Source organism: Streptomyces sp. NPDC051315, from assembly GCF_044455165.1.
Classification (GTDB): domain Bacteria; phylum Actinomycetota; class Actinomycetes; order Streptomycetales; family Streptomycetaceae; genus Streptomyces.
Genome location: NZ_JBITEN010000022.1, coordinates 114,743 through 136,136, shown reverse-complemented (window position 1 = coordinate 136,136; position 21,394 = coordinate 114,743). Strand labels below are relative to the sequence as shown.

18 protein-coding genes and 2 tRNA genes are annotated in these 21,394 nt (G+C 72.2%); 3 read left to right on the top strand and 17 right to left on the bottom strand.

Going from position 1 to position 21,394, the window contains the following annotated elements; all coding sequences use genetic code 11:
• Positions 1-124: 124 nt before the first annotated feature.
• The 7 genes from ACIBBD_RS33100 to leuS all read right to left on the bottom strand — a co-directional run bounded on the left by ACIBBD_RS33100 (position 125) and on the right by leuS (position 10,333).
• Positions 125-370: a hypothetical protein gene (locus ACIBBD_RS33100; protein ID WP_399423257.1), complete on the bottom strand. Its 246-nt coding sequence runs from the start codon at positions 368-370 to the stop codon at positions 125-127.
• A gap of 100 nt (positions 371-470) precedes the next feature.
• The gene (locus tag ACIBBD_RS33095; RefSeq protein ID WP_399423256.1) at positions 471-1,436 is read right to left on the bottom strand and encodes an arylamine N-acetyltransferase; all 966 of its coding nucleotides are present in this window, start codon (positions 1,434-1,436) and stop codon (positions 471-473) included.
• A 4-nt stretch (positions 1,437-1,440) separates the two neighbouring features.
• Positions 1,441-4,203: a ComEC/Rec2 family competence protein gene (locus ACIBBD_RS33090; RefSeq protein WP_399423255.1), complete on the bottom strand. Its 2,763-nt coding sequence runs from the start codon at positions 4,201-4,203 to the stop codon at positions 1,441-1,443.
• A complete protein-coding gene (locus tag ACIBBD_RS33085) occupies positions 4,200-5,471 on the bottom strand; it encodes a helix-hairpin-helix domain-containing protein (RefSeq protein WP_399423254.1) in 1,272 nt (423 codons plus the stop codon). Before ACIBBD_RS33085 ends, ACIBBD_RS33090 begins: the two co-directional genes overlap by 4 nt.
• A 113-nt stretch (positions 5,472-5,584) precedes the next feature.
• Positions 5,585-6,430, bottom strand: coding sequence for a DegV family protein (locus ACIBBD_RS33080; protein ID WP_399423253.1), 846 nt, complete (start codon positions 6,428-6,430; stop codon positions 5,585-5,587).
• Positions 6,431-6,513: 83 nt separating this feature from the next.
• Entirely contained in the window at positions 6,514-7,245 is a 732-nt protein-coding gene (locus ACIBBD_RS33075) for a hypothetical protein (protein ID WP_399423252.1), read from the bottom strand.
• Positions 7,246-7,459: 214 nt separating this feature from the next.
• On the bottom strand, positions 7,460-10,333 hold the full coding sequence (leuS, locus tag ACIBBD_RS33070; RefSeq protein ID WP_399423251.1) for a leucine--tRNA ligase: 2,874 nt from the start codon (positions 10,331-10,333) through the stop codon (positions 7,460-7,462).
• A gap of 436 nt (positions 10,334-10,769) precedes the next feature.
• Between leuS and ACIBBD_RS33065 the strand changes: the two genes are divergently transcribed.
• Positions 10,770-12,077 carry a cytochrome b/b6 domain-containing protein gene (locus ACIBBD_RS33065; protein WP_399423250.1) on the top strand — a complete coding sequence of 436 codons (1,308 nt, stop codon included), beginning with the start codon at positions 10,770-10,772 and terminating at the stop codon, positions 12,075-12,077.
• Complete coding sequence (locus ACIBBD_RS33060; RefSeq protein ID WP_399423249.1) at positions 12,074-13,684, top strand: NADH-ubiquinone oxidoreductase-F iron-sulfur binding region domain-containing protein; 1,611 nt, start codon at positions 12,074-12,076, stop codon at positions 13,682-13,684. The genes ACIBBD_RS33065 and ACIBBD_RS33060 overlap by 4 nt, the downstream gene beginning before the upstream one ends.
• Before the next feature lie 133 nt (positions 13,685-13,817).
• On the opposite strand, the gene ACIBBD_RS33055 is transcribed toward ACIBBD_RS33060, so the two are convergent.
• The 3 genes from ACIBBD_RS33055 to ACIBBD_RS33045 form a co-directional block, all read right to left on the bottom strand.
• Positions 13,818-13,890, bottom strand: a tRNA-Ala gene (locus ACIBBD_RS33055).
• A 134-nt stretch (positions 13,891-14,024) separates the two neighbouring features.
• Positions 14,025-14,258, bottom strand: a complete 234-nt coding sequence (locus tag ACIBBD_RS33050) for a hypothetical protein (protein WP_003976229.1) — start codon at positions 14,256-14,258, stop codon at positions 14,025-14,027.
• A 246-nt stretch (positions 14,259-14,504) separates the two neighbouring features.
• Complete coding sequence (locus tag ACIBBD_RS33045; RefSeq protein WP_399423248.1) at positions 14,505-15,983, bottom strand: MFS transporter; 1,479 nt, start codon at positions 15,981-15,983, stop codon at positions 14,505-14,507.
• A 94-nt stretch (positions 15,984-16,077) separates the two neighbouring features.
• Here ACIBBD_RS33045 and ACIBBD_RS33040 point away from each other — a divergent pair, with 94 nt between their 5' ends.
• Positions 16,078-16,950, top strand: coding sequence for a helix-turn-helix transcriptional regulator (locus ACIBBD_RS33040; RefSeq protein WP_399423247.1), 873 nt, complete (start codon positions 16,078-16,080; stop codon positions 16,948-16,950).
• A 70-nt stretch (positions 16,951-17,020) separates the two neighbouring features.
• Here ACIBBD_RS33040 and ACIBBD_RS33035 read toward each other — a convergent pair.
• The 7 genes from ACIBBD_RS33035 to ACIBBD_RS33005 all read right to left on the bottom strand — a co-directional run bounded on the left by ACIBBD_RS33035 (position 17,021) and on the right by ACIBBD_RS33005 (position 21,388).
• Positions 17,021-17,093, bottom strand: a tRNA-Ala gene (locus ACIBBD_RS33035).
• A gap of 105 nt (positions 17,094-17,198) precedes the next feature.
• Positions 17,199-17,873, bottom strand: a complete 675-nt coding sequence (locus tag ACIBBD_RS33030; protein ID WP_399423246.1) for a histidine phosphatase family protein — start codon at positions 17,871-17,873, stop codon at positions 17,199-17,201.
• Entirely contained in the window at positions 17,870-18,313 is a 444-nt protein-coding gene (gene rsfS / locus ACIBBD_RS33025; protein ID WP_399423245.1) for a ribosome silencing factor, read from the bottom strand. Before rsfS ends, ACIBBD_RS33030 begins: the two co-directional genes overlap by 4 nt.
• 108 nt (positions 18,314-18,421) lie before the next feature.
• Complete coding sequence (locus ACIBBD_RS33020; RefSeq protein WP_399423244.1) at positions 18,422-20,161, bottom strand: LCP family protein; 1,740 nt, start codon at positions 20,159-20,161, stop codon at positions 18,422-18,424.
• 16 nt (positions 20,162-20,177) lie between these two features.
• The gene (gene nadD, locus ACIBBD_RS33015) at positions 20,178-20,804 is read right to left on the bottom strand and encodes a nicotinate-nucleotide adenylyltransferase (protein ID WP_399423243.1); all 627 of its coding nucleotides are present in this window, start codon (positions 20,802-20,804) and stop codon (positions 20,178-20,180) included.
• Positions 20,805-20,883: 79 nt separating this feature from the next.
• Positions 20,884-21,048, bottom strand: a complete 165-nt coding sequence (locus ACIBBD_RS33010) for a hypothetical protein (protein WP_383249839.1) — start codon at positions 21,046-21,048, stop codon at positions 20,884-20,886.
• 178 nt (positions 21,049-21,226) lie between these two features.
• The gene (locus ACIBBD_RS33005) at positions 21,227-21,388 is read right to left on the bottom strand and encodes a hypothetical protein (RefSeq protein WP_399423242.1); all 162 of its coding nucleotides are present in this window, start codon (positions 21,386-21,388) and stop codon (positions 21,227-21,229) included.
• Positions 21,389-21,394 lie beyond the last annotated feature (6 nt).

Below are 21,394 nucleotides of genomic sequence, written 5' to 3'. Positions count from 1 at the left end.
CCACCGCTCCTCCCGCTCCACGCCACGCCACCAGGCAGAGCGCCCCCGCTCCTCCCGCCCACGCCGCTCCACCGCGCAGAGCGCTACGGCTCCCGCTCCCGCCGCCCCGCCACCACGCGGAGCGCTACGGCTCCTCCCGCCACCCCTCCCACTCCCCGGCGAACGCGTCCAACACCTCCGCGTCGAGCCGGCCCTCCTCGTCCCGCAGCACCACGAGCCACTGCGCGTCCTCCGCGTCGTCCTCCCCGGCCAGCGCGTCCCGGACGACCTGCGGCTCCTCCCACACCCCGAACCGCTCCGCGAGCGCCTCCACCACCTCCTCGGCGGCGTCACGATCGGGCAGCACCAGCACATGTCGCACATCACTCACGCAGCCATTCTCGGCACACGCTCCGCTGCCGAGCGGGGTGGGGGCCCCTCCCCCTCCCTCCCCCTCCCTCCCCCTCCCGCCCCTTCTGTTCCCCCCAGCCCTAGGCCGTCCCCGCCCCCCGCACCACCGGCACCCTCTCCAGCTCGATCCCGAACCGTTCCCGATACACCGCCAGCACTTCCTCGTCCGCCGCCAAGTCCCGTTCCTCGCTCGCCCCGTCGGCAGCCGTCACCTTCAGCCGGCGTCCGCTGAGGGTGATCCTCCCTCCGTCCTCCGTGACCCGCGAACACACCAGCGACCTGGTGAAGTGCGACATCGGCGAGGTCCGGTGCCACCAGGCCCCGGCCAGGAAGTCGCCCAGCGCCCGGGGCCGCACCTCCAGCCGGTACGCCCGGGTGTCGTTCCACAGGACGTCCATGTCGACGGGCCCCGCGACCGGGACGCCCATCCCGGCGGATCCCGGGACGGCCCGCGCCCCTCGGCCCGTCCCGGCAAGCCGTCCCGTCCCGGCGTGCCGTCCCGTCCCGGCGTGCCGTCCCGCCCCTCCCTTCACCCCGGCCGCGTCCGGCCCGGCTTCCACGATCCGGAACAGACCACCGGGGTCGCGCTGTTCGCCCCGGTCCTCCCATCGGAGCGGATAGTGGCTGTGCGCCCCGAACCCGACGTCGGCCAGCCACTCTCCCGCGTCCACCGTCCGCACCAGCAGCGCCAGGTGGTCGTAGGGGATCCCGAGCTGTCCCTCCTCCCCGTACACCCGCGCCGCGAGCAGCGTCACATCGAATCCCAGCGCCCGCAGCAGCGCCCCGAAGGCCCCGTTCAGTTCGTAGCAGAACCCTCCCCGCCGGGCTTCGACCACCTTCTCGACCAGCCGCTTCTCCTCCAGCACCATCTCCTCGCCGAGGTGGATCGACAGGTTCTCGAAGGGGACGGTCTGAAGATGCCGCAGATGCAGCTCCCGCAGCACGTCGAGGGTGGGCCACGCCGGACAGGCGACGCCGAGGCGGCGCAGATAGGCATCCAGCAGACCGGCGTCTATCGGTGAGGAGGCGACCCGTGCGGAGTCCATGCCCTCAGTCTCCCGCCACCCGCAGCTCCGCGCCCGAACCGGCGACCGCCAGTGCCCCGTCCCGGTCGGTCCGCAGCACCACCGCGCCGGTGGCCCGCAGCGCCGCGACCGTGCTGGGCGCGGGATGCCCGTACGGGTTGTCCTCGCCGCACGAGATCAACGCGAGCCGCGGTGCCACCGCCCGTATCAGGTCCGGATCCTGGTAGGCCGACCCGTGGTGGGCCACCTTCAGTACGTCCACGTCTCTCAGCAGCGCGGCCGCCGGCGACCGTGCCAGCGCTTCCTGCGCCGGGGGTTCCAGGTCTCCGAGCAGCAGCATCCGCAGTCCGCCCGTCCGTACCAGCAGCGTCACGCTCGCGTCGTTCGGCCCCAGCGGTTCGGGCACCGGACGCGCCGGGAGCACCTCCCCTCCCGCGGCAGGCGGAGGGCTCGGAGGAGGCCACAGCACCTCCCAGTCGAGCCCGCCGAGCCGCCGCCGCTCCCCCGCCGCGGCCCGTACCAGCGGAACCTGCCGGGCGTGTGCCTCCTTCCGCACGAACTCCACCTGGTCCGCGGGTTCCTCGAACCCCGTCGTCTCGATCGCGCCCACCGCCCGCCCCCGCAGCACCCCCGGCAGTCCCGCGACATGGTCGGCGTGGAAGTGGGTCAGCACGACGAGCGGGACCCTGGTGATGCCGAGCGCGCGCAGGCAGCGGTCGACGAGTGCCGGATCGGGTCCGGCGTCCACCACCACTCCGGTGCCCTCGCCCGCCGCGAGCACGGTCGCGTCCCCCTGCCCCACGTCGCACATCGCTAGCCGCCAGCCCGGCGGCGGCCACCCCGTGATCACCCTGGTCAGCGGCGGCGGCTGCACCACGACGAGCAGGAGCAGCGCCCCGCAGGCCGCGCACAGCCCCGGGTGTCTCAGCACCCGCCTGCCGAGCAGCACCGCACCGGCCGTGGCGAGGGCGAGCAGCAACGCCCCGCCCCAGCTGCCGGGCCAGTCCACTCCCGCCCCGGGCAGTGCCGCCCCGGTGCGCGCCACGTCCGCGATCCACCCGGTGGGCCAGCTCGCGCACCAGGCCAACGCCTCCGCCACCGGCATCGCCACCGGCGCCGTCGCGAGCGTCGCGAAACCCAGGACTGTGGCCGGCGCCACCGCGAACTCCACGAGGAGGTTGCACGGCACGGCCACCAGGCTCACCCGCGCCGACAGCACCGCCACGACCGGCGCGCACAGGGCCTGGGCGGCCCCCGCGGCCGCCAGCGCCTCCGCGAGCCGTGGCGGAACCCGGCGGCGCCGCAGTGCGGCACTCCAGCGCGGCGCCAGCGTCAGCAACGCTCCCGTGGCCAGCACGGACAGCAGGAACCCGTAACTCCGGGCCAGCCACGGGTCGTACAGCACGAGCAGCAGGACCGCCGTCGCCAGTGCCGGGATCAGGGATCTGCGGCGCCCGGTCGCGAGGGCGAGCAGCACGACGGCTCCACAGGCGGCCGCCCTCAGCACGCTCGGGTCGGGCCGGCAGACCACGACGAATCCGAGGGTGAGCGCTCCGCCGAGCAGTGCGGTCGTCCTCAGCGGGATGCCGAGCCGGGGCGCCAGACCGCGGCGCTCGACGTGCTGGGCCAGGCCGGGCGGCCCGAGCAACAGGGCGAGCATGATCGTGAGGTTGCTGCCGGAGACGGCCAGTGTGTGGGCGAGGTCCGTCTCCTTGAAGGCCTCGTCCAGGTCGGGTGTGATCCGGGAGGTGTCCCCGACGACCAGTCCCGGAAGCAGGGCCCGCGCGTCGGCCGGCAACCCGTCGGTGGCCTCGCGCAGCCCTGCCCGCAGCCGGCCGGCGAACCGCTGCGCCGCCGACGGTTCGCGTACGACGGCCGGATCGTCCCGGTCCCGCACCCGGAGCACGGCCGCGACGCGGTCCCTGCCCGTCAGCGCGGGGGCCAGTCGCCCGGTCACCCTGACCCGGGTCGAGGGCAGCAGCGCGAGCCAGGACTCCCCCACCGGTCGGCGAGCCGATCCCGGCCGCTCGCGTCCCGTCCCCTCGCCGACGTCCACCACCAGCAGCACCGGCGTCCGCGCCGCCACCGCCGTCCCTGCCCGCGCCCGCACCCGGCGCACCTCCGCCTCGATCAGCACGGAGTCCGGGGTCATCCGGTTCCCGCGCACCCGTGGCCGGGCGAGGCGCGGATCGGAGCTGAGGTCCACGTCGGCGGTGACGGTGGCGTACTCGCGCGCCAGCGTCGGTACGGGCCCCCGGCGCAGGTCGGCTCCGTGCAGCCCGGCCGACACGGCGGCCGCGGCCGCGCAGAGCAGCACGGCGGCGACGGTCACCAGCGGCCAGCCGCGCCGATCCCCCGACGCCCCCTCAGCCCGCGCTCCCGACGGCCACCCGGGCCGCGTTGCCCACGGCCGTCCAGTCAGCGCCCCGGGTGATCGTCCCGCCCGCCCTTCCGACGGCCGGCGTGCACCACCCCGCGCCCCCCGCCACCCCACTCCCAGCAGAACCCCGGCCGCGAGCACACAGGCGACCGCGACACCACCCACCGCCTCGGGTGACGCGTCCAGCGCCGAGGCCGCCGTAGCCCAGGCAGCGAGCGCGGGCGGCACCAGCCGCAGGTCAAGCGGTCCCTCCTGGCGCGGGTGAGCGGCTCCCAGCCGGTTCCCGGACGCGATGTGCACGGCTTGGCGGGAGCGGTGGCCGCTGCCCTCCGTACCGGTGCCGGACCGGCCGGCAGCGGCCACCCCACGCTCCCCGTGCACGGCCGAGGCGCTGTCCTCGCCCCTCATGGCCGCACCAGGTTCCGCAGGTCGGCGAAGCGCCGCTCCCCGATGCCGTTCACCTCGCGCAGCTCGTCCACCGAGCGGAAACCGCCGTGCTGCGTCCGGTGGTCGATGATGTGCTGCGCCAGCACGGGCCCCACGCCCGGCAGCGTGTCGAGTTGCTCCACGGTGGCTGTGTTGAGGGAAACCGGCGCGGGCGGCGCGCCTCCCACCGAGCCGCCCGCAGGCCCCGCCGCCACCCCCGGGCCGCTGACCGCGCCGCCCCCGGGCCCGCCGACGACGACCTGTTCCCCGTCCACGAGGAACCGCGCCCGGTTGAGGCCGTCGGTGCTGGTGCCCGGCCGCACCCCACCGGCCGCGTTCAGCGCGTCGACCACGCGCGAGCCGGCGGGAAGCCGGTGGATGCCGGGTTTGCGCACCTTGCCGCTGACGTCCACCACGATCTCGGGCGCGGCCGGGCCCGCGGTGCCCGGCGCTCCCGCCGTAGCGGCGGCCTCGGCCGAACCGGTCCGCTCCTCCACTCCGTAGGGAGCGGCCGCCCGCACGACCTCCGGTGCCTGCACGGTCTGGGGCCGGCCGGACCAGAAGTGCTGCACGGCGAAGGCCGCGACGGCAACCACCACCACGGCGAGCGCGAGCACACTCCCGCGTTCCAGCCCACACCGTGCCTGCATCCACACGGGCAGCCGCTCCCGCAGAGCGAGCCCCGCCCGCTCCCACCGGTCGCCCCCGCCCCAGGCGGCCCGCGCACCGCCCTCGCCTACGTGTTCCTCGCTCCCGCCCTCGCCAACGGCCGACGGCCCACCGGCGCCGACACGGGCACCGACGCCGACACCGGTCCCGGCCCCGACACCCGCCCCCACACCAGCAGCCGACTCACCACCCAGGACCACAGATGCGCCACCCCCGGCAGGCGGCTCCCCACCCCCGCCAGCCGAAGTCCCGCCCCCGCCCCGTGCTTCACCCGCCTCCCCGACCGGTACCGCGTGGCGATCCCCGACCCGCGGCTCACCCTCCTCCCGGACCGGTACCGCGTCCCCTGCCCCGGCACCGCCACCTCCCGGCGGCGGCCCCATCCCCGACTCCTCCCGTGCCTCTTCCCGTTCACCGAACAGCACCTCGGCCCGTCGGCGCAGGTCCTCCGCCGAGGCATGACGGTTCCTCACCCGGCTGCGGGGGGCGGGCCGACGGTGTCGGATGCGCCGGTCGGATCCGGGTCCTCGTCCGGGTCCACTGGTCGCGTTCGTCGTACGTGAGCGTGATCGAAGTGCCATGTGACGAGGATCGACGACTTCACCGAACCGCGATGATCTCGCTCGGTTTCGGGGGATGACCGCCCCGTTGTGGATAACTTCGCCACCCACACGAGTGACGGACGCTCAGACGCTCACCGCGTCGACACCACGGCACCCAGGAGCCCAGGTCCGGTATGCGCCCCGATCACCGCGCCCACCTCGCTCACATGGAGCTCGCCCAGCCGCGGCACCCGTGCCCGCAGCCGTTCGGCCAGGGCGGAAGCACGGTCCGGTGCGGCGAGATGGTGGACGGCGATGTCGACGGCCGCGCTGCCGGCCCGGTCGGCGACCAGTTCCTCGAGGCGGGCGATCGCCTTGGACGCGGTCCGCACCTTCTCCAGGGGCTCGATGCGCCCTCCGTCGAGCTGGAGCAGCGGCTTGACCGCGAGCGCCGAGCCCAACAGGGCCTGGGCGGCGCCGATGCGGCCTCCGCGGCGCAGGTAGTCGAGGGTGTCGACGTAGAAGTAGGCGGAGGTGCCGGAGGCCCGCTTCTCGGCGGCGGTGACCGCCTCGTCCGCCGTGCCGCCCGTCTCCGCGACCTCCGCCGCCGCGAGCGCGCAGAAGCCGAGGGCCATCGCGACCATGCCGGTGTCCACCACCCGCACCGGCACCGGTGCCTCGCGCGCCGCGACGACCGCCGCGTCGTGGGTGCCCGACAACTCGGCGGAGAGGTGGAGGGAGACGATGTCGGTGGCGCCGGACGCGGCGACCTTGCGGTAGGTCTCGGCGAAGACCTGGGGGCTGGGGCGCGAGGTGGTGACGGAGCGTCGCTTCTGCAGTGCCTGGGCGAGGGAGCGGGTGGAGATCTCGGTGCCCTCTTCGAGTGCCTTGTCGCCGAGGACGACGGTCAGGGGCACCGCGGTGATGCCGTGGCGCTCCATCGTCCCCCGCGGCAGGTAGGCCGTTGAATCCGTGACGATCGCGACATGGCGGGACATGAGCTGGAGGTTACCTGGCGTAGCGTCCGTGCGGCAGCCCAGCCCCTGCCGGGCGACGCGCTCCGGCCGTGTCGCGCACGGCGTCAGGTGGTGCTCTCGGGTCGGGGCTTCTTCTGCCAGGGGTACGTGGGACGCGGCCCGGGCGGTGTGATGGCGGGCCGTGCCGGCTGTTCCGCCGCCTGTGAGCCGGGCGTCCCCGGCCGGGTCTGCCGTCCGTCGGCGCTGTCGGTGGCCGGCGCTTCGGGCCATGACTGTGTCGGTGCGGGCTCCGGGGTGGTCCAGTGGCGCAGGGCGCCGGCCTCGACGTCGATCTGGGCGCTGAGGGCGTCCAGCTCCTCGTCCGCGAAGCGGTGGGCCCGGTCCCGGGCCGCCCAGCGCAGTGCGTCCGCCGACGCCGTGATGCGTTCGGTGCGCTCCCGCAGCGTCGGCAGGCGCTCGGCGAGGGTGGTCCGGTCGGGCTCGGACTCCAGGCGCTTGAGCTCGTCGTCCAGCTCGTGTCCGTGGGCGCTGAGGCGCTGGAAGAGGCCGAGGGACTCCTTGAGCGAGGCGTCCTCGGCGGCGCCCGCCTGCAGCGCGTCCTGGGTGGCCCGCATCGAGGTGCGCAGCTTGAGGCGGAGCTGGGCGATCTCGCCGGCCGGTCCGAGGTGCGCGAAGGACTTGGCCCGCAGCGTGTGGTCCTCGACGGTGCGGCGGGCGGTGGTGATGGTGCGGTCCACGCTGCGCTTGGCGGCGCCGACCGCCTTCACCGTGGCGTAGGCGCCGAGCGCCAGGAAGAGCACGAAAAGCAGGGCGAAGACTGCGATCACTGCTTCCACGAGCTCCTCCTTCGGAAAACCGGTCCCGGCACACCACGCGCCGCTCTTCAACGGTAAACGCAACGGGCAGGTCCGAAGTTCCAGAAGAACCCCGAACCTGCCCGTAGGGGACTACCCGGACGCCCCCGGGACGTGTCACGCCGGACATGTCACACCGGACATGTCACACCGGACGTGCCGGGCGTGTCACGCCGGACGTGTCACGCCGGACGTGTCACGCCGGGACGATGTTCACCAGCTTCGGCGCCCGCACGATCACCTTGCGGATCCCCGCGCCGCCCAGCGCGTTGACGACGTTCTCGTCGGCCAGCGCCACCTTCTCCAGTTCGTCGTCGGAGATGGCCGGCGACACCTCCAGGCGCGCCTTGACCTTGCCCTTCACCTGCACGACGCAGGTCACGGTCTCGTCGACGACGTAGGCCGGGTCGGCGACCGGGAAGTCCCGGTGGACGACCGAGTCGGTGTGGCCCAGTCGGCGCCACAGCTCCTCGGCGATGTGCGGGGCCAGCGGGGCGACCAGCAGCACCAGCGCCTCGGCGACCGACCGCGGTACCGCTGCGCCCGCCTTGGTCAGGTGGTTGTTCAGCTCGGTGATCTTGGCGATGGCGGTGTTGAACCGCATGCCCTCCAGGTCCCCGCGCACTCCGTCGATCGCCTTGTGCAGCGCCCGCAGCGTGTCCTCGTCGGGCTCGGCGTCGACGACGGTGACCTCGCCGGTGTTCTCGTCGACGACGTTGCGCCACAGCCGCTGCAGCAGGCGGAACTGGCCGACCACGGCGCGCGTGTCCCACGGGCGGGAGACGTCCAGCGGGCCCATGGCCATCTCGTACAGGCGCAGCGTGTCGGCGCCGTACTCGGCGCAGATCTCGTCCGGGGTGACCGCGTTCTTCAGGGACTTGCCCATCTTGCCCAGCAGCCGGGAGACCTTCTCGCCCTGGTAGGAGTAGGCGCCGTCGCGCTCCTCCACCTCGGCGGCCGGGACCGCGATGCCGCGGCTGTCGCGGTAGACGTAGGCCTGGATCATGCCCTGGTTGAACAGCTTGTGGAACGGCTCGGCGGAGGAGACGTGCCCCAGGTCGTACAGGACCTTGGACCAGAAGCGGGCGTACAGCAGGTGCAGCACGGCGTGTTCGGCGCCGCCGACGTACAGGTCGACGCCGCCGTGCGGCTGGCCCTCGCGGGGGCCCATCCAGTACTGCTCGATCTCGGGGTCGACCAGCTGCTCGCTGTTGTGCGGGTCCAGGTAGCGCAGCTCGTACCAGCAGGAACCGGCCCAGTTGGGCATGGTGTTGGTCTCACGCCGGTACTTCTTCGGCCCGTCGCCCAGGTCCAGGGTGACGTTGACCCAGTCCTCGTTGCGCGACAGCGGCGTCTCGGGCTGGGTGTCGGCGTCGTCGGGGTCGAAGGTGCGGGGCGAGTAGTCCTCGACCTCGGGCAGCTCCAGCGGCAGCATCGACTCGGGCAGCGCGTGGGCGATGCCCTCCTCGTCGTAGACGATCGGGAAGGGCTCGCCCCAGTAGCGCTGGCGGCTGAACAGCCAGTCACGCAGGCGGAAGTTGACGGTGCCCTCGCCGACGCCCTCGCGCTCCAGCCACTCGGTGATGCGCGCCTTGGCCTCGGCGACACCCAGGCCGTCCAGCGAGACGGCGTCGTTGGAGGAGTTGATGATCTTCGCGTCGTGCGAGGCGAAGGCGTTCTCCCACGTCGAGGTGTCGGTGCCCCGCCCGTCCGTGGGCTCGACGATGCAGTGGATCGGCAGTTCGAAGGCGCGCGCGAACTCGAAGTCGCGCTGGTCGCCCGCCGGGACGGCCATGATCGCGCCGGTGCCGTAGCCCATCAGGACGTAGTCGGCGATGAAGACGGGGATCCGCTCGCCGTTGACCGGGTTGGTGGCGTACGCGCCGATGAAGACGCCGGTCTTGTCCTTGGCCTCGGCCTGCCGCTCGACGTCGGACTTGGAGGCGGCCTGCGCGCGGTAGGCGGCGACGGCCTCGGCCGGGGTCGCGTGGCCGCCGGTCCACACGTCGTGGGTGCCCTCGGGCCAGGCGGCCGGGGTGAACTTCTCGACCAGCGGGTGCTCGGGGGCCAGCACCATGTAGGTCGCGCCGAACAGGGTGTCCGGGCGGGTGGTGAAGACGGTGATGCGCTCGCCGTCGATCGGGAAGTCGACGCGGGCGCCCTCGGAGCGGCCGATCCAGTTGCGCTGCTGCAGCTTGATGGCCTCGGGCCAGTCCAGCGCGTCCAGGTCCTCCAGCAGCCGGTCGGCGTAGGCGGTGATGCGCATGTTCCACTGGCGCAGCTTGGCCTTGAAGACCGGGTAGTTGCCGCGCTCGGAGCGGCCGTCGGCGGTGACCTCCTCGTTGGCCAGCACGGTGCCCAGGCCGGGGCACCAGTTGACCGGAGCCTCGGAGGCGTAGGCCAGGCGGAACTCGCCCAGGACGTCGGCGCGCTCGGCGGCGCTCAGCTCGCTCCACGCGCGCGTGTGTCCCGGTACGGCGCGTTCACCGGACTCGAACCGCTCGATCAGCTCGGAGATCGGGCGGGCCTTCTTCGCCTCGTCGTCGTACCAGGAGTTGAAGATCTGCAGGAAGATCCACTGGGTCCACTTGTAGTAGTCCGGGTCGATCGTGGCGAACGACCGGCGCTTGTCGTGGCCCAGGCCCAGCCGGCGCAGCTGGGACTTCATGTTCTCGATGTTGGCCTCGGTGGACACGCGCGGGTGCGTGCCGGTCTGGACGGCGTACTGCTCGGCGGGCAGGCCGAAGGCGTCGAAGCCCAGGGTGTGCAGGACGTTGTGGCCGGTCATGCGCTGGAAGCGGGCGAAGACGTCGGTGGCGATGTAGCCCAGCGGGTGTCCGACGTGCAGGCCGGCACCCGAGGGGTACGGAAACATGTCCATGATGAACTTCTTGGGCTTGGCGACCAGCTCGGGGTCGCCTGCCAGGTCGCCCTTCGGGTTCGGCGCCGCGTAGGTGCCCTCGGCGTCCCAGGCGTCCTGCCAGCGTGCCTCGATCTCGGCTGCCATGGCGGCCGTGTAGCGGTGCGGCGCGGCCACCTCGGCGGTGGCAGCGGGGTTCGTCTCGCTCATGATCCTCAAAGCTCCATCGATCGTCTCTGCCGGCGGCTGTCACGCTCAGGAAACGAAAAATCCCCTCGCACAGGAGGGGACGCCGCGCCGATTCCGAACCGTCCGGTTCACCGGTGTTCGGGACTGATCAGCGCGGCCCGCTAAGCAGAAGGCGTACGGCACGCATGGCCTCAGAGTACCGCAGCCCTTGAGCACGCCGCGACGCGCTTCCGTATGCCTGGTGGACACGGTGTCGCCCGACGCCGGACCGACCAGAACCGAGCCCAGCTTGAACCTAAGTCAAGGATTACTTCGCGTAACAGCCACTAAGGGACAGCACAAGCATCACATAGTCCTTTGATAACAACGCAATAACTCAAACCTCGTACCCATCGGTATGGCGCCACTTAGAGTTCGGCCCCGGGACCGCTTTCCCGAACTGCTCGGAGTTGCCCCCATGAACCCTCTTCGTAGTAACAGCTCGCTCCCCCGCCCGGGCCGGTCGGCCTATGGGGTGGCGTCCGCTGTCGTCCTGATCCTCATACCCGTGGTCGTGCTGGTCGGAGGTGACCAGTTCCGCGAGTTCCTGAACTTCGGCGCGGGCGTGCTGTCCCTCGTCTCGCTCAGCTGTTCGGTGATCTGGGGTCTGGTCGCCCAGGACCGGATCTTCCTCAACACCCGCCAGCGGATCATCGGCCAGGCGGTGCACCGGACGACGGCGGTCGCCTCGATCGCGTTCCTGCTGCTGCACATCACCACGAAGATCGCGCTGGAACACACCGTGTTCATCGCCGCGGTCATCCCGTTCTCGCTCGGCGTCACCGGGACCGCCGGCCTGATCGGCCTCGGCTCCCTGGCCGGTCTGCTGATGATCTTCGTGGGCATCACGGGCGCGCTGCGCAGCAGGTTCGCCTCTCCGGCCCCGGTCGCGGCGCGCTGGCGCGCGATGCACATGCTGGCCTATCCGGCCTGGTGTGCCGCGCTGATCCACGGACTCTACGCGGGTCGCCAGGCCAAGCCGATCTTCGTCTTCCTGTACGGCCTCTCCCTGCTGGGCGTCATGGCGGCCCTCGCGCTGCGCGCCGCCCCGCGCCCGGTCAAGCGCCAGGTGGCCGACCGGATCGCCGCGGTCCTGGGCACCGACGAGCCGACGGGACGCGACGCGCTGGACGCGAGCCGCGCGCGCATGGCGGAGGGCTCCTCGGCGCTGCCGGGCTACGAGAGCCGCTCGGGCCGGTCGTCGACGGCCGACACGACGGGCTCCCCGCGCATGGCGCCGCCGTCGTCCTCGCCCCTGTACGACACGCCCGTCACACCGGAGCCCGCGAACGGCTTCGCGGCGGCCTACCGCGCCGTCTCCACGCCCCCGCGCGCGCAGCAGTCCTTCACGGCCGACCAGACCGCGCGCATGGACCTGCCGTTCGACATGCAGGCCACGGAGGCGATGCCACGGGTCGACAGCGGCGGCAGCACGTCGGGCAGTTGGCCGATCCCGTCCCCGCCGCCGGTCGGCGAGGCTCCCCCGTCGGTCTACGACCCGCTCCAGGACACGGGATTCAACATCCCGGTCTATGGCAATCCGGGCACCGGCGGATACGGCGGAAGTGACGTGTACGACACCGGTGAGACGAATCCCCCGTACGGCACGTACAACACGAACGACACGTACAACAGCGGTCCCGCCAATGAACCATCGCCCGGCGCGTCGTTCGACGCACCGGGTTCGGGCGAACCTTGGAACACGCCTTCCGGAGGCTATAGGTGAACGAGGCCCTGCCCGACGTCCCGGAAGTCCGCGTGGTCGGCCTTCCGCAGCTCACGTCGGGCTTCGACCTTGTCGAAAGACTCGATCTGCCCATGCACCTGAAGGTGCATGGGCCGCTTGAGCCCATGGGAGGAGAGAAACTCGCGCAACTCTCCGAACGCATCAACCTCAGGGGCCGCGGCGGCGCCGGCTTCCCCTTCCACAAGAAGCTGCGCTCCGTCGCCGACTCGGCGATCAAGCGAGGCGTACGGCCGGTCGTCGTCGTCAACGGCAGCGAGGACGAACCGGCCTGCCGCAAGGACACGGTCCTCATCAACCGCGCCCCGCACCTCATCCTGGACGGCGCGCTGCTGGTCGCGGAGGCGCTGGGTGCCCGCACGCTCGTGGTGGCGGTCACCCGCGAATCGACCCAGCGCTCCATGGAGGCCGCGCTCGCCGAGCGCGGCCTCAGCAACGGCCGGCGCTCGGCACTGAAGGCGTTCGTCCAGCGCAACCCGATCCGCATGGTCACCGGCGCGGCCGCGTCCGTGATCCGCTCCATCGACGGTGGTCCGGCGATCCCGCCCGGCCGCAAGGTCAGCGCCTCGCAGAACGGCGTCGGCGGCGCCCCGACCCTGCTGTCCAACGCCGAGACCTTCGCCCAACTGGCCATCGCCGCCCGCATCGGCCCGGAGCGCTACGGCAACACCGGCCTGTACGACGAGCCCGGCACCGTCATGCTGACCGTCTCCGGCGCCGTCGCCCGCCCGATGGTGATCGAGGTCCCCACGGGCGTCCCGCTGCGCTACGTCCTGCAGCTGGCCGGCGCCCCGCCGGTCCCGCAGGGCGTGCTGACCGGCGGCTACCACGGCAAGTGGATCGACGCGGCGACGGTCAACGAGGCGGTCGTCTCCCGCAACTCCCTGGACGCGGTGGGCGGTTCGCTCGGCGCCGGAGCGATCCTGCCGATCAGCCAGGAGACCTGCCCGCTGGGCGAGTCGCTGCGGGTGGCCCAGTGGCTGGCGGAGGAGAGCGCGGGACAGTGCGGCCCCTGCTACCTCGGCCTGCCGGCCGCCGCGCGCGGCATGGAGGACATCATCAACGGCGGCGGCCCGGCCGCCCTGGAGGCACTCAAGCAGGTCGCGAAGAACGTCAAGCGGCGCGGCGCCTGCTCGCACCCGGACGGCTCCGCGATGTTCCTCGAGTCGACCATCAAGGCGTTCACCGACGACCTGGCGGCGCACGTCCTCGGCAACGGCTGCGGACGGCCCGTGGAGGGCGTCCTGCCGCTCTTCGAGGGCGGCATGGCCCCGACGGGCATCGCGGGTGGCGGCGAGCCCGCGGACACCGGTGACAGCCGCCAGAAGATCTTCGTCGACTGGACCCTGTGCCGCGGCCACGGCCTGTGCGCGGACATCCTTCCGGAGGTCTTCCAGCTCGGCGCCGACGGCTTCCCCACCGTCGCCCAGGCCAAGGTGCCGCGCTACGCGGAGGCGAAGGCACTGCGCGCGGTGCGCCGCTGCCCGGCGCTGGCCCTGCGGATCGAGGAGGACACGCGCTCGCAGGCGCCCTCCCGCAACCTCCCGGTCCTCTCCCAGGGCCGCGGCCGCCGCGCCCTGGGCCGCTAGGGCCGGTACGACATCGGGGGCCGCCCGGAGAGGCGGCCCCCACGGCGAGGGACACGCCCCGCACCCGAGCAGCCCAGCGTCCGAGCACGAAAAAGATCCCGCCGGATCATTCCGATCCGGCGGGATCTGCTTGTGGAGCTAAGGAGAATTGAACTCCTGACCTCCTGCATGCCATGCAGGCGCTCTACCAACTGAGCTATAGCCCCTTGCGGTGTCCGCCCGGTTTCCCCGGCGGCGACGCCAACATTACACGGTCCAGGGGGTGGACCACCAAATCGTTTCCGTTCCGTCCGGATTCGGGCCGCATGTCACGCGAGGTCAGGTCACGAGGTCAGGCACGTCACGCGGTGACGAACGAATAGAACCTCTTGAGCGTGCAGTGCTCCTCGAGGAGCCGGCCGTAGATCGGCTCGCCCTCCAGTTCCCGGTACGTCTCGATCGGGTCGCCTTTTATGATCAGCGCCCGCGCGCATTCCTCGCACCAGTACTGGTAGTCGGGGTTGACCGGCTCCATGTCGCGGACGATCGGGGTGCCGCTGCCGCACCAGTCGCATTTCCGCCTGTGTGCACCCATCGATCAGCTCCAGCTGTGGCCGCAGGCCGTGCACACGTAGGAGATCCCTCCGTTGTCCCCGAGGACTTGGGCGACGAAAGCGGAACCGCAGGAAGGGCAGCTGAGCCGGGTGGCCGTTCCCCGTGTCAACGCTGCTTCGGAGAGGTGGCCGACCTCTCCGAGGATGCTCGCAGGCATCGCTACTCCCTCCCGTCGGGCCGCGCCCCCTTCCGGCCGTTTGATTCTGCCACGGCCGGGCCAATACGGTCAGCGACGCCTTAGTACCAGTCCGGACACGGCACCCAGCGCGGCTGTCGCGGCGAGCGCGAACATGCATGTGAGAAGCGCTTCCGAAGAGGTATACGCCTCCGGGGCCCCATGTGACTCAAGCCGGTTCAAGAACAGTGTGCCGAAGACGGCCACCCCGATCAGCTGTCCGAGCTGGGTCACCGTGGCGAGCAGCCCGCTGGCGTCCGCCGCGTCCTCGGACCGTACCGCGGCCAGCGCCCGGGTGAGCGTCGGACCGAAGGCGAGCGCGAGCCCGACGCCCACGCCGGCGTACGCGCCGTACAGCCAGGCGCCGCCATGGTCCCCGCCCTCGAACGCCAGGCCCACCGCGGCCACGGACAGCGCGGTGAGCGTGAACCCGGCCGGGACGAGGACCCGTTGCCAGACCGCGGGCCAGGTGCGCCAGGTCAGGCCGACCACGCCGAAGACGACCGCGGTCGGCGCGAAGGTCAGGCCGGCGCGCAGCGCGCTGTAGCCGAGGCCGCCCTGGACGTGCAGGGTGAGCACGAACAGGAAGCCGCCGTTGACCGCCATGACGGCCGCGATGCGCACCACGGCGAGACCCATGCCGGGGTGGCGCAGCACCCGGGGCGCGATCAGCGGCGCGCCGCCGCCGCGGGCGAGGCGGGACTCGTAGCCGCAGAACAGGGCGAACAGGAGCGCGCCGGCCGCCAGTGACAGCCAGGACCACAGCGGCCAGTCCTCCTCCTGCCCGAGCACCAGCGGCACGGTGACCAGGGACACGGCCGCCGCGAGCAGCACCAGGCCGGGCCCGTCGAGGCCACGCGCCCTCTCCCGCCCGGCCCCGCCGCCGCGCGGCAGGACGCGCCCGCCCACGGCCAGCAGGACGAGACCGACGGGTACGTTCACCAGGAACACCGGCCGCCAGCCGCTGCCCAGCAGATCCGCGCCGACCAGGACGCCGCCGACCACCTGCCCGGCCGCCGCCCCGACGGCGAGGACCGCCGCGTACACGCCGAGCGCCCGCACCCGGTCCGCGCCGGTGAACGTGCGCTGGATGAGGCTCAACACCTGAGGGATCATCACCGCCGACCCGGCACCCTGCACCAGCCGGAAGACGATCAGCTCGGTGCTGCCCTGCGCCAGCCCGCACGCGAGGGAGGCGGCGGTGAAGAGGGCGAGCCCCACGAGGTGGACCCGGCCGTGGCCGAACCGGTCGCCGAGCCGGGCGCCGGTGATCAGCAGGACGGAGTACGTGATGGCGTAGCCGGCGACGACCAGTTGGAGGTCGGCGCCGGAGGCGTGCAGGTCGGAACCGATCGTGGGAGCCGCGACGTTCACGATGAAGACGTCGAGCAGTGCCATGAACTGGGCGGCGAGCACGACCGCGAGCAGCCGTCCGGGCCGATTGTCAGTGCCGGGGTCTTTACTTGCAGCAGGAGTTGGCACGGGTGGGACGGGCGCGGGGTCCGGACTCGTCCGGGAGGTCGTCGTCATGTCGTCGAGCGTGACGAGATACCGGTACGGGTGCCGAGAGTCCGCCGATGCTGGTACTGACAGCACCTGGCAGCGGACGGGCGGGGGATCGACGATGGGGGCCGTGACGATGGGGACGAGGACACGGGCGGCGCCGGGGACGGTACAGCGGCGCCGGCCGGAGCTGGCCGCCTTTCTGCGCAGCAGGCGGGCGCGGGTGACACCGGCCGACGTCGGGATGCCGCCGGGGCTGCGCAGGCGCACTCCCGGGCTGCGGCGCGAGGAGGTCGCCCAGCTCTCGGGCGTGGGCGTCACCTGGTACACGTGGCTGGAGCAGGGCCGGCCGATCAACGCCTCGGCTCAGGTCCTGGACGCCGTCGCGCGCACCCTGCGGCTCGACCCGCCGGAGCGGGAGCACCTCTACCACCTGGCGGAGGTGCCGTACACGCCCGAGCCGGAGGCCCTCGTGCGGAGCGTGGGGCCGGAGATCCGGGGGATCATCGACGCGCTCGTGCCGCGCCCGGCGGTGGTCTACAACTCGCGCTACGACATCCTCGCCGCCAACCCGGTCTACCGGGACCTGTTCATCACCCCGGCACGGCCTTCCTCCGGTGCTCCGGCCAACGCGCTGTGGATGCTGTTCACGTCGGACGAGGAGGACTGCCCGCTGCTGTTCCGGGAGAGGGAGCTGCCGGTGATGGTGGCGACCCTGCGGGCCGCGTACGGGCTGCATGCCGGTGAACCGGTGTGGGAGGAGTTCATACGCGGGCTGTCCGCGGCCAGTGCGCTGTTCGCGCGGTTGTGGGAGTCCGGTGACGTGGCGGAGCCGGGCCGCCGCGTGAAGGTCTTCCGGCATCCGGCGGTGGGCGAGCTGCGGATGACGTCCATGTCGTTGTCGATCAACGGGATGCCGGAGTGCCGGATCGTGGTCTACACGCCGGAGGACGAGGAGACGGCACGGCGGGCGGAAATGCTGCGAGAGCAATGAAAAGATCCCGCCCCCTGAGGGACGGGATCTTCTCGACCGATCTTTGACAACTCCACAGAGTGTCGATCAGTGGAGCTAAGGAGAATTGAACTCCTGACCTCCTGCATGCCATGCAGGCGCTCTACCAACTGAGCTATAGCCCCTGGCGTTCTTCCCGCTCGGCGGGGCGAACAAGAAGAACTTTAGCCTGCGACCTGCCGGAAAGTGAAATCCGGGTCCCGGGCCGCCCCGGGACGCTCGGTCCGGGCTCAGTCGTCGTCGCCGAGCACCGGCTCGGGCAGGGTGCCGGCGTTGTGCTCGAGGAGGCGCCAGCCGCGGGCGCCCTCGCCGAGGACGGACCAGCAGCAGTTGGAGAGGCCGCCGAGGCTCTCCCAGTGGTGGGCCTCCAGACCGAGGAGACGGCCGATGGTGGTGCGGATGGTGCCGCCGTGGCTGACGACGACGAGGGTGCCGTCCTCGGGCAGCTTCTCGGCGTGCCGCAGCACGACGGGAGCGGCGCGGTCGGCGACCTCGGTCTCCAGTTCGCCGCCGCCGCGGCGGACCGGCTCACCGCGCTTCCACGCGGCGTACTCGTCGCCGTACCGGGCGACGATCTCCTCGTGTGTCAGCCCCTGCCACACGCCCGCGTACGTCTCCCGCAGGCCCTCGTCGTGGGCGACCTCCAGGCCGGTGAGCGCGGCGAGCTCGGCGGCCGTGTTCGCCGCCCGCGACAGGTCCGAGGAGACGATCGCGTCGGGTCCGAGGGAGGCGAGCAGCCGGGCGGCGCGGCGGGCCTGACCGAGACCGGTCTCGGTCAGCTGGACGTCCGTGGTGCCCTGGAAGCGGCGCTCCACGTTCCACGAGGTCTGGCCGTGCCTCCAGAGGATGACGCGGCGGCCGCGGCTCGGCGTGCGGCCGGCGGCGGCCTGCGAGGAGGCGCTCACCGCAGGTCCCCGAAACCGGTGATGTCCTCCTCGGTCTGCAGCTTGGCGTGCTCGGCGGCCTTCCCTCGGGTCGCTTTGGCGTCGTCGGGCAGGTCGAGCTCGGGGCAGTCCTTCCACAGCCGCTCCAGCGCGTAGAAGACACGCTCCTCGCTGTGCTGGACGTGCACGACGATGTCGACGTAGTCGAGCAGGACCCAGCGGGCCTCACGGTCGCCCTCGCGGCGTACCGGCTTGGCGCCGAGCTCCTTCTGCAGGCGCTCCTCGATCTCGTCGACGATCGACTTGACCTGGCGGTCGTTGGGGGCGGAGGCGAGCAGGAAGGCGTCCGTGATCGACAGCACGTCGCTGACGTCGTAGGCGATGATGTCGTGCGCGAGCTTGTCCGCGGCCGCCTGGGCGGCGGTGGTGATGAGCTCTAGAGAACGGTCGGTGGCGGTCACTACGTGGCTTTCCGTCGGCGGTCGTTTGACCTCAAGGGTCTCACGGACCGCCGACGGCACCCCATGTGATTGAGGGATCACTCCCCGGCGGCGGCCGGGGCCCGGTCCTCAGGACGTCGAGGACTCGTAGTCCTGGCCGAGGACGACCGCGACGTCCGCGTTGGCCGCGACCGTTCCCTTCTTCACGGCGCTGGTGGGCAGGCCCAGGGTCTTGGCGACCTCGGTGGCGTTCTCCTTGTCGGCGGCGTCCGCGTAGAGCACCCTGGACGCGGACTGCGTACCGGACGGCGTACCGCCCTCCAGGAAGGTGAAGCCGCCGTTGAGGAGCACCACGCGGGCGTCCTCGGTGTGGGCCCTGACGCCGCTGGCGTTCTGGACGGACACGCTGACGGCCGCGTCCTGGTCGGGGCTCTTGGCGGTGCCGCCGAGGACATCCTTGACGACGCCGGCGCCGTCCTGGGCGCTGAGGGTGCCGTCGGCCTGGACGGGCAGCAGGGCGGTCTTGTAGTCGCCGCCCTTGGCGAGGTCGGCGAGCGCGGCGAGGAAGGCGCCGAGGTCCTTGTCGGTGAGCGAGGGGTCGAGGATCTGGGCCAGGGTCTGGACGGTGACGGTGGCGCCCTGCGCGTCGGAGGACACCTTGCGCAGCACGCCCTGCATGACCTGGCCGAACCGCTGCAGCTGGGCGTTCTGGGCCTCGCCCTCGGCGCGGTAGGTGGCGTAGGCGACGGCCATCTTGCCGCTGAGGGTCTGGCCCTCGCCCTTGTTGACGAGGGGGGCCTCGCCCTTCTTCTTGGCGTCCGGGTCGGGGACGTCGGTGTCGGTGTCGACCTCGATGTTGCCGACGAGGTCGACGAGGTTCTGCAGGTAGGGGGTGTCGAGGCGCCAGGTGCCCTGGATCTGGGTGCCGAGCACGGTGTCCAGGGCCTCGCGCGTGCCGGCGGAGCCGTCCTCGTCGACGGACTTGGCGAGGGTGGTCGTGGTGCCGTCGTCGGTGGTGACGACGAGGGAGTTGGGCAGCAGGACGGTGGTGCCCTGCTTGGTGGTGGTGTTGTCGACGAGCAGCGCGGTGGAGGTGCCGCCCTGGGCGGTGTCGTGCAGGTGGACGACGATCACGTCGCGCTTCTGGGCGGCACTGGCGGTCGTGGTGCCGGTCGCCTTGGACTCCGACGAGGACAGACCGGGCAGCTTCCCGGCGTACCAGAGGTAGCCCACGCCGCCCACCGCGGTCAGGGCGAGGACCACGACGAGGGCGACGAGACGGCTGCGGGCGCGGCGCTTGGCCTCCTCGCGGCGTTCGGTGCGGTTCTCGGTGAAGTTCAGCCAGTCGATGACGTCCTCGGAGTCCGCGTCGGGATCCTCGACGAACGCGAACTGCTCGGTGTGGTAGTCCCGGCGGGGCCGGGCGGGGTCGTCCCGGTCCGCCGTCGCCGCCGTCTCCTCCGCGGCCGGTCCGGCCTGCTGGGGGATGTGGGCGGTCTGTCCGGCGACACGGGGCTGCCGGCCGCTGGTGGCGGTCTGCCCGTAGGGGTCGTACGGGGCGGCGGTCTGGGCGCCGCCCTGCGGGGGGTACGTGCCGGGGCCGTAGGGGTCGTGGACCGGGGCCTGCTGACCGGTGTCGTACGGGTCATAGGCGGGCGTCTGCTGCTGCCCGGCCTGCCCGGCCTGCCCGGCCTGCCCGTTGGTGGCGTACGGGTCGTAGCCGTAGCCCTGCTGCTGCCCGTACGGGTCGTAGGCCTGGTGCGGGATCTGCTGGGGCGGGACCTGCCGGTACACCGGCTGCCCGTATTCGTCGTACCCGACGAGCTCGTAGGGGGTCTCCCCGTAGCCCGTGTCGTATCGGTCGTTCACCGGTACCCCTCTCGGCTCACTCGCCGCGGTACAGCTCGCGCTTGTCGATGTAGCGCACGACTCCGTCCGGCACCAGATACCAGATGGGGTCGCCCTTGGCGACTCTCGCGCGGCAGTCCGTGGAGGAGATGGCCAGGGCGGGCACCTCGACGAGGGAGACGCCGCCCTCCGGGAGTCCGGGGTCGTTGAGGTGGTGTCCCGGCCTGGTGACCCCGATGAAGTGCGCGAGGGAGAACAGTTCCTCGCTGTCCCGCCAGGTGAGGATCTGGCCGAGGGCGTCGGCGCCGGTGATGAAGAAGAGGTCGGTGTCCGGGTTGAGGGCCCGCAGGTCGCGCAGGGTGTCCACGGTGTACGTGGGGCCGCCGCGGTCGATGTCGATGCGGCTGACCGAGAACTGCGGGTTCTCGGCGGTCGCGATGACCGTCATCAGGTAGCGGTCCTCGGCCGGGGAGACCCTGCGGTGGCTCTTCTGCCAGGGCTCGCCCGTGGGCACGAACACGACCTCGTCCAGGTGGAACTGCGCGGCGACCTCGCTGGCCGCCACGAGGTGTCCGTGGTGGATCGGATCGAACGTCCCGCCCATGACGCCGAGGCGGCGCTTGCCCTGGTTGGACGGGCCGGTAGGCATGTCCTGCTCTCCCATGCGTGCAGACCCTACCGGCCCGGCCTGAGGGCACCGGCCGGCGGATGCCCGGAGCGCCCCGGTATGGACATGGTGTGCCTCAGCGGTCGCGGTTGAAGCGGGTGGTGATCCACAGCAGGAGCATCAGGATCAGGAACGCGGCGCCACCGGTCACCAGCGGGCTCAGGCTCTCGTGATTGCCACCGTGCTCCTCGCCCTCGGCGGCGAGGGTGACCAACTGGGCAGCGGCGCTGTGGAAGCTCATCTTCGGCAGGACCTATCCGGTGTGGGCGGGATAAAGATGTCGGCCCATCGTAAGCGGGCGCCGCTCCACCCATCACGCCGACTCCACCGTTACCCGTCACGGCCCGTCGCGCCGGCTGCGGCCTCGGGGAGGCGGGCTGGGTGCCGGTGGCCGGCGGCCGGGGAACCTTCCCGACCGCTCAGTCGTCCTTCCGCCTGTAACCCCGCAGCAGGAACCAGGCGGTCAGTGCGCAGCCCAGGATCATCACGATCAGGACGATCCGGAGCAGGTTCCCCGCCCCTTGCTGCTGGGCGGCGCCGGCGGCCTGGGCGAGCCAGGCCGCTGCGGGGTTGTGCTCCATGGCGCG

Bases quoted from the DNA above. Each gene is read 5' to 3' on its own strand.
- nadD (WP_399423243.1), bottom strand. From the start codon at position 20,804: ATGGGAGAGCAGGACATGCCTACCGGCCCGTCCAACCAGGGCAAGCGC.
- ACIBBD_RS33040 (WP_399423247.1), top strand. From the start codon at position 16,078: ATGGGGGCCGTGACGATGGGGACGAGGACACGGGCGGCGCCGGGGACG.
- ACIBBD_RS33085 (WP_399423254.1), bottom strand. From the start codon at position 5,471: ATGGCACTTCGATCACGCTCACGTACGACGAACGCGACCAGTGGACCC.
- ACIBBD_RS33050 (WP_003976229.1), bottom strand. From the start codon at position 14,258: ATGGGTGCACACAGGCGGAAATGCGACTGGTGCGGCAGCGGCACCCCG.
- ACIBBD_RS33045 (WP_399423248.1), bottom strand. From the start codon at position 15,983: ATGACGACGACCTCCCGGACGAGTCCGGACCCCGCGCCCGTCCCACCC.
- ACIBBD_RS33065 (WP_399423250.1), top strand. From the start codon at position 10,770: ATGAACCCTCTTCGTAGTAACAGCTCGCTCCCCCGCCCGGGCCGGTCG.
- leuS (WP_399423251.1), bottom strand. From the start codon at position 10,333: ATGAGCGAGACGAACCCCGCTGCCACCGCCGAGGTGGCCGCGCCGCAC.
- ACIBBD_RS33095 (WP_399423256.1), bottom strand. From the start codon at position 1,436: ATGGACTCCGCACGGGTCGCCTCCTCACCGATAGACGCCGGTCTGCTG.
- ACIBBD_RS33080 (WP_399423253.1), bottom strand. From the start codon at position 6,430: ATGTCCCGCCATGTCGCGATCGTCACGGATTCAACGGCCTACCTGCCG.
- ACIBBD_RS33090 (WP_399423255.1), bottom strand. From the start codon at position 4,203: ATGAGGGGCGAGGACAGCGCCTCGGCCGTGCACGGGGAGCGTGGGGTG.
- ACIBBD_RS33005 (WP_399423242.1), bottom strand. From the start codon at position 21,388: ATGGAGCACAACCCCGCAGCGGCCTGGCTCGCCCAGGCCGCCGGCGCC.
- ACIBBD_RS33010 (WP_383249839.1), bottom strand. From the start codon at position 21,048: ATGAGCTTCCACAGCGCCGCTGCCCAGTTGGTCACCCTCGCCGCCGAG.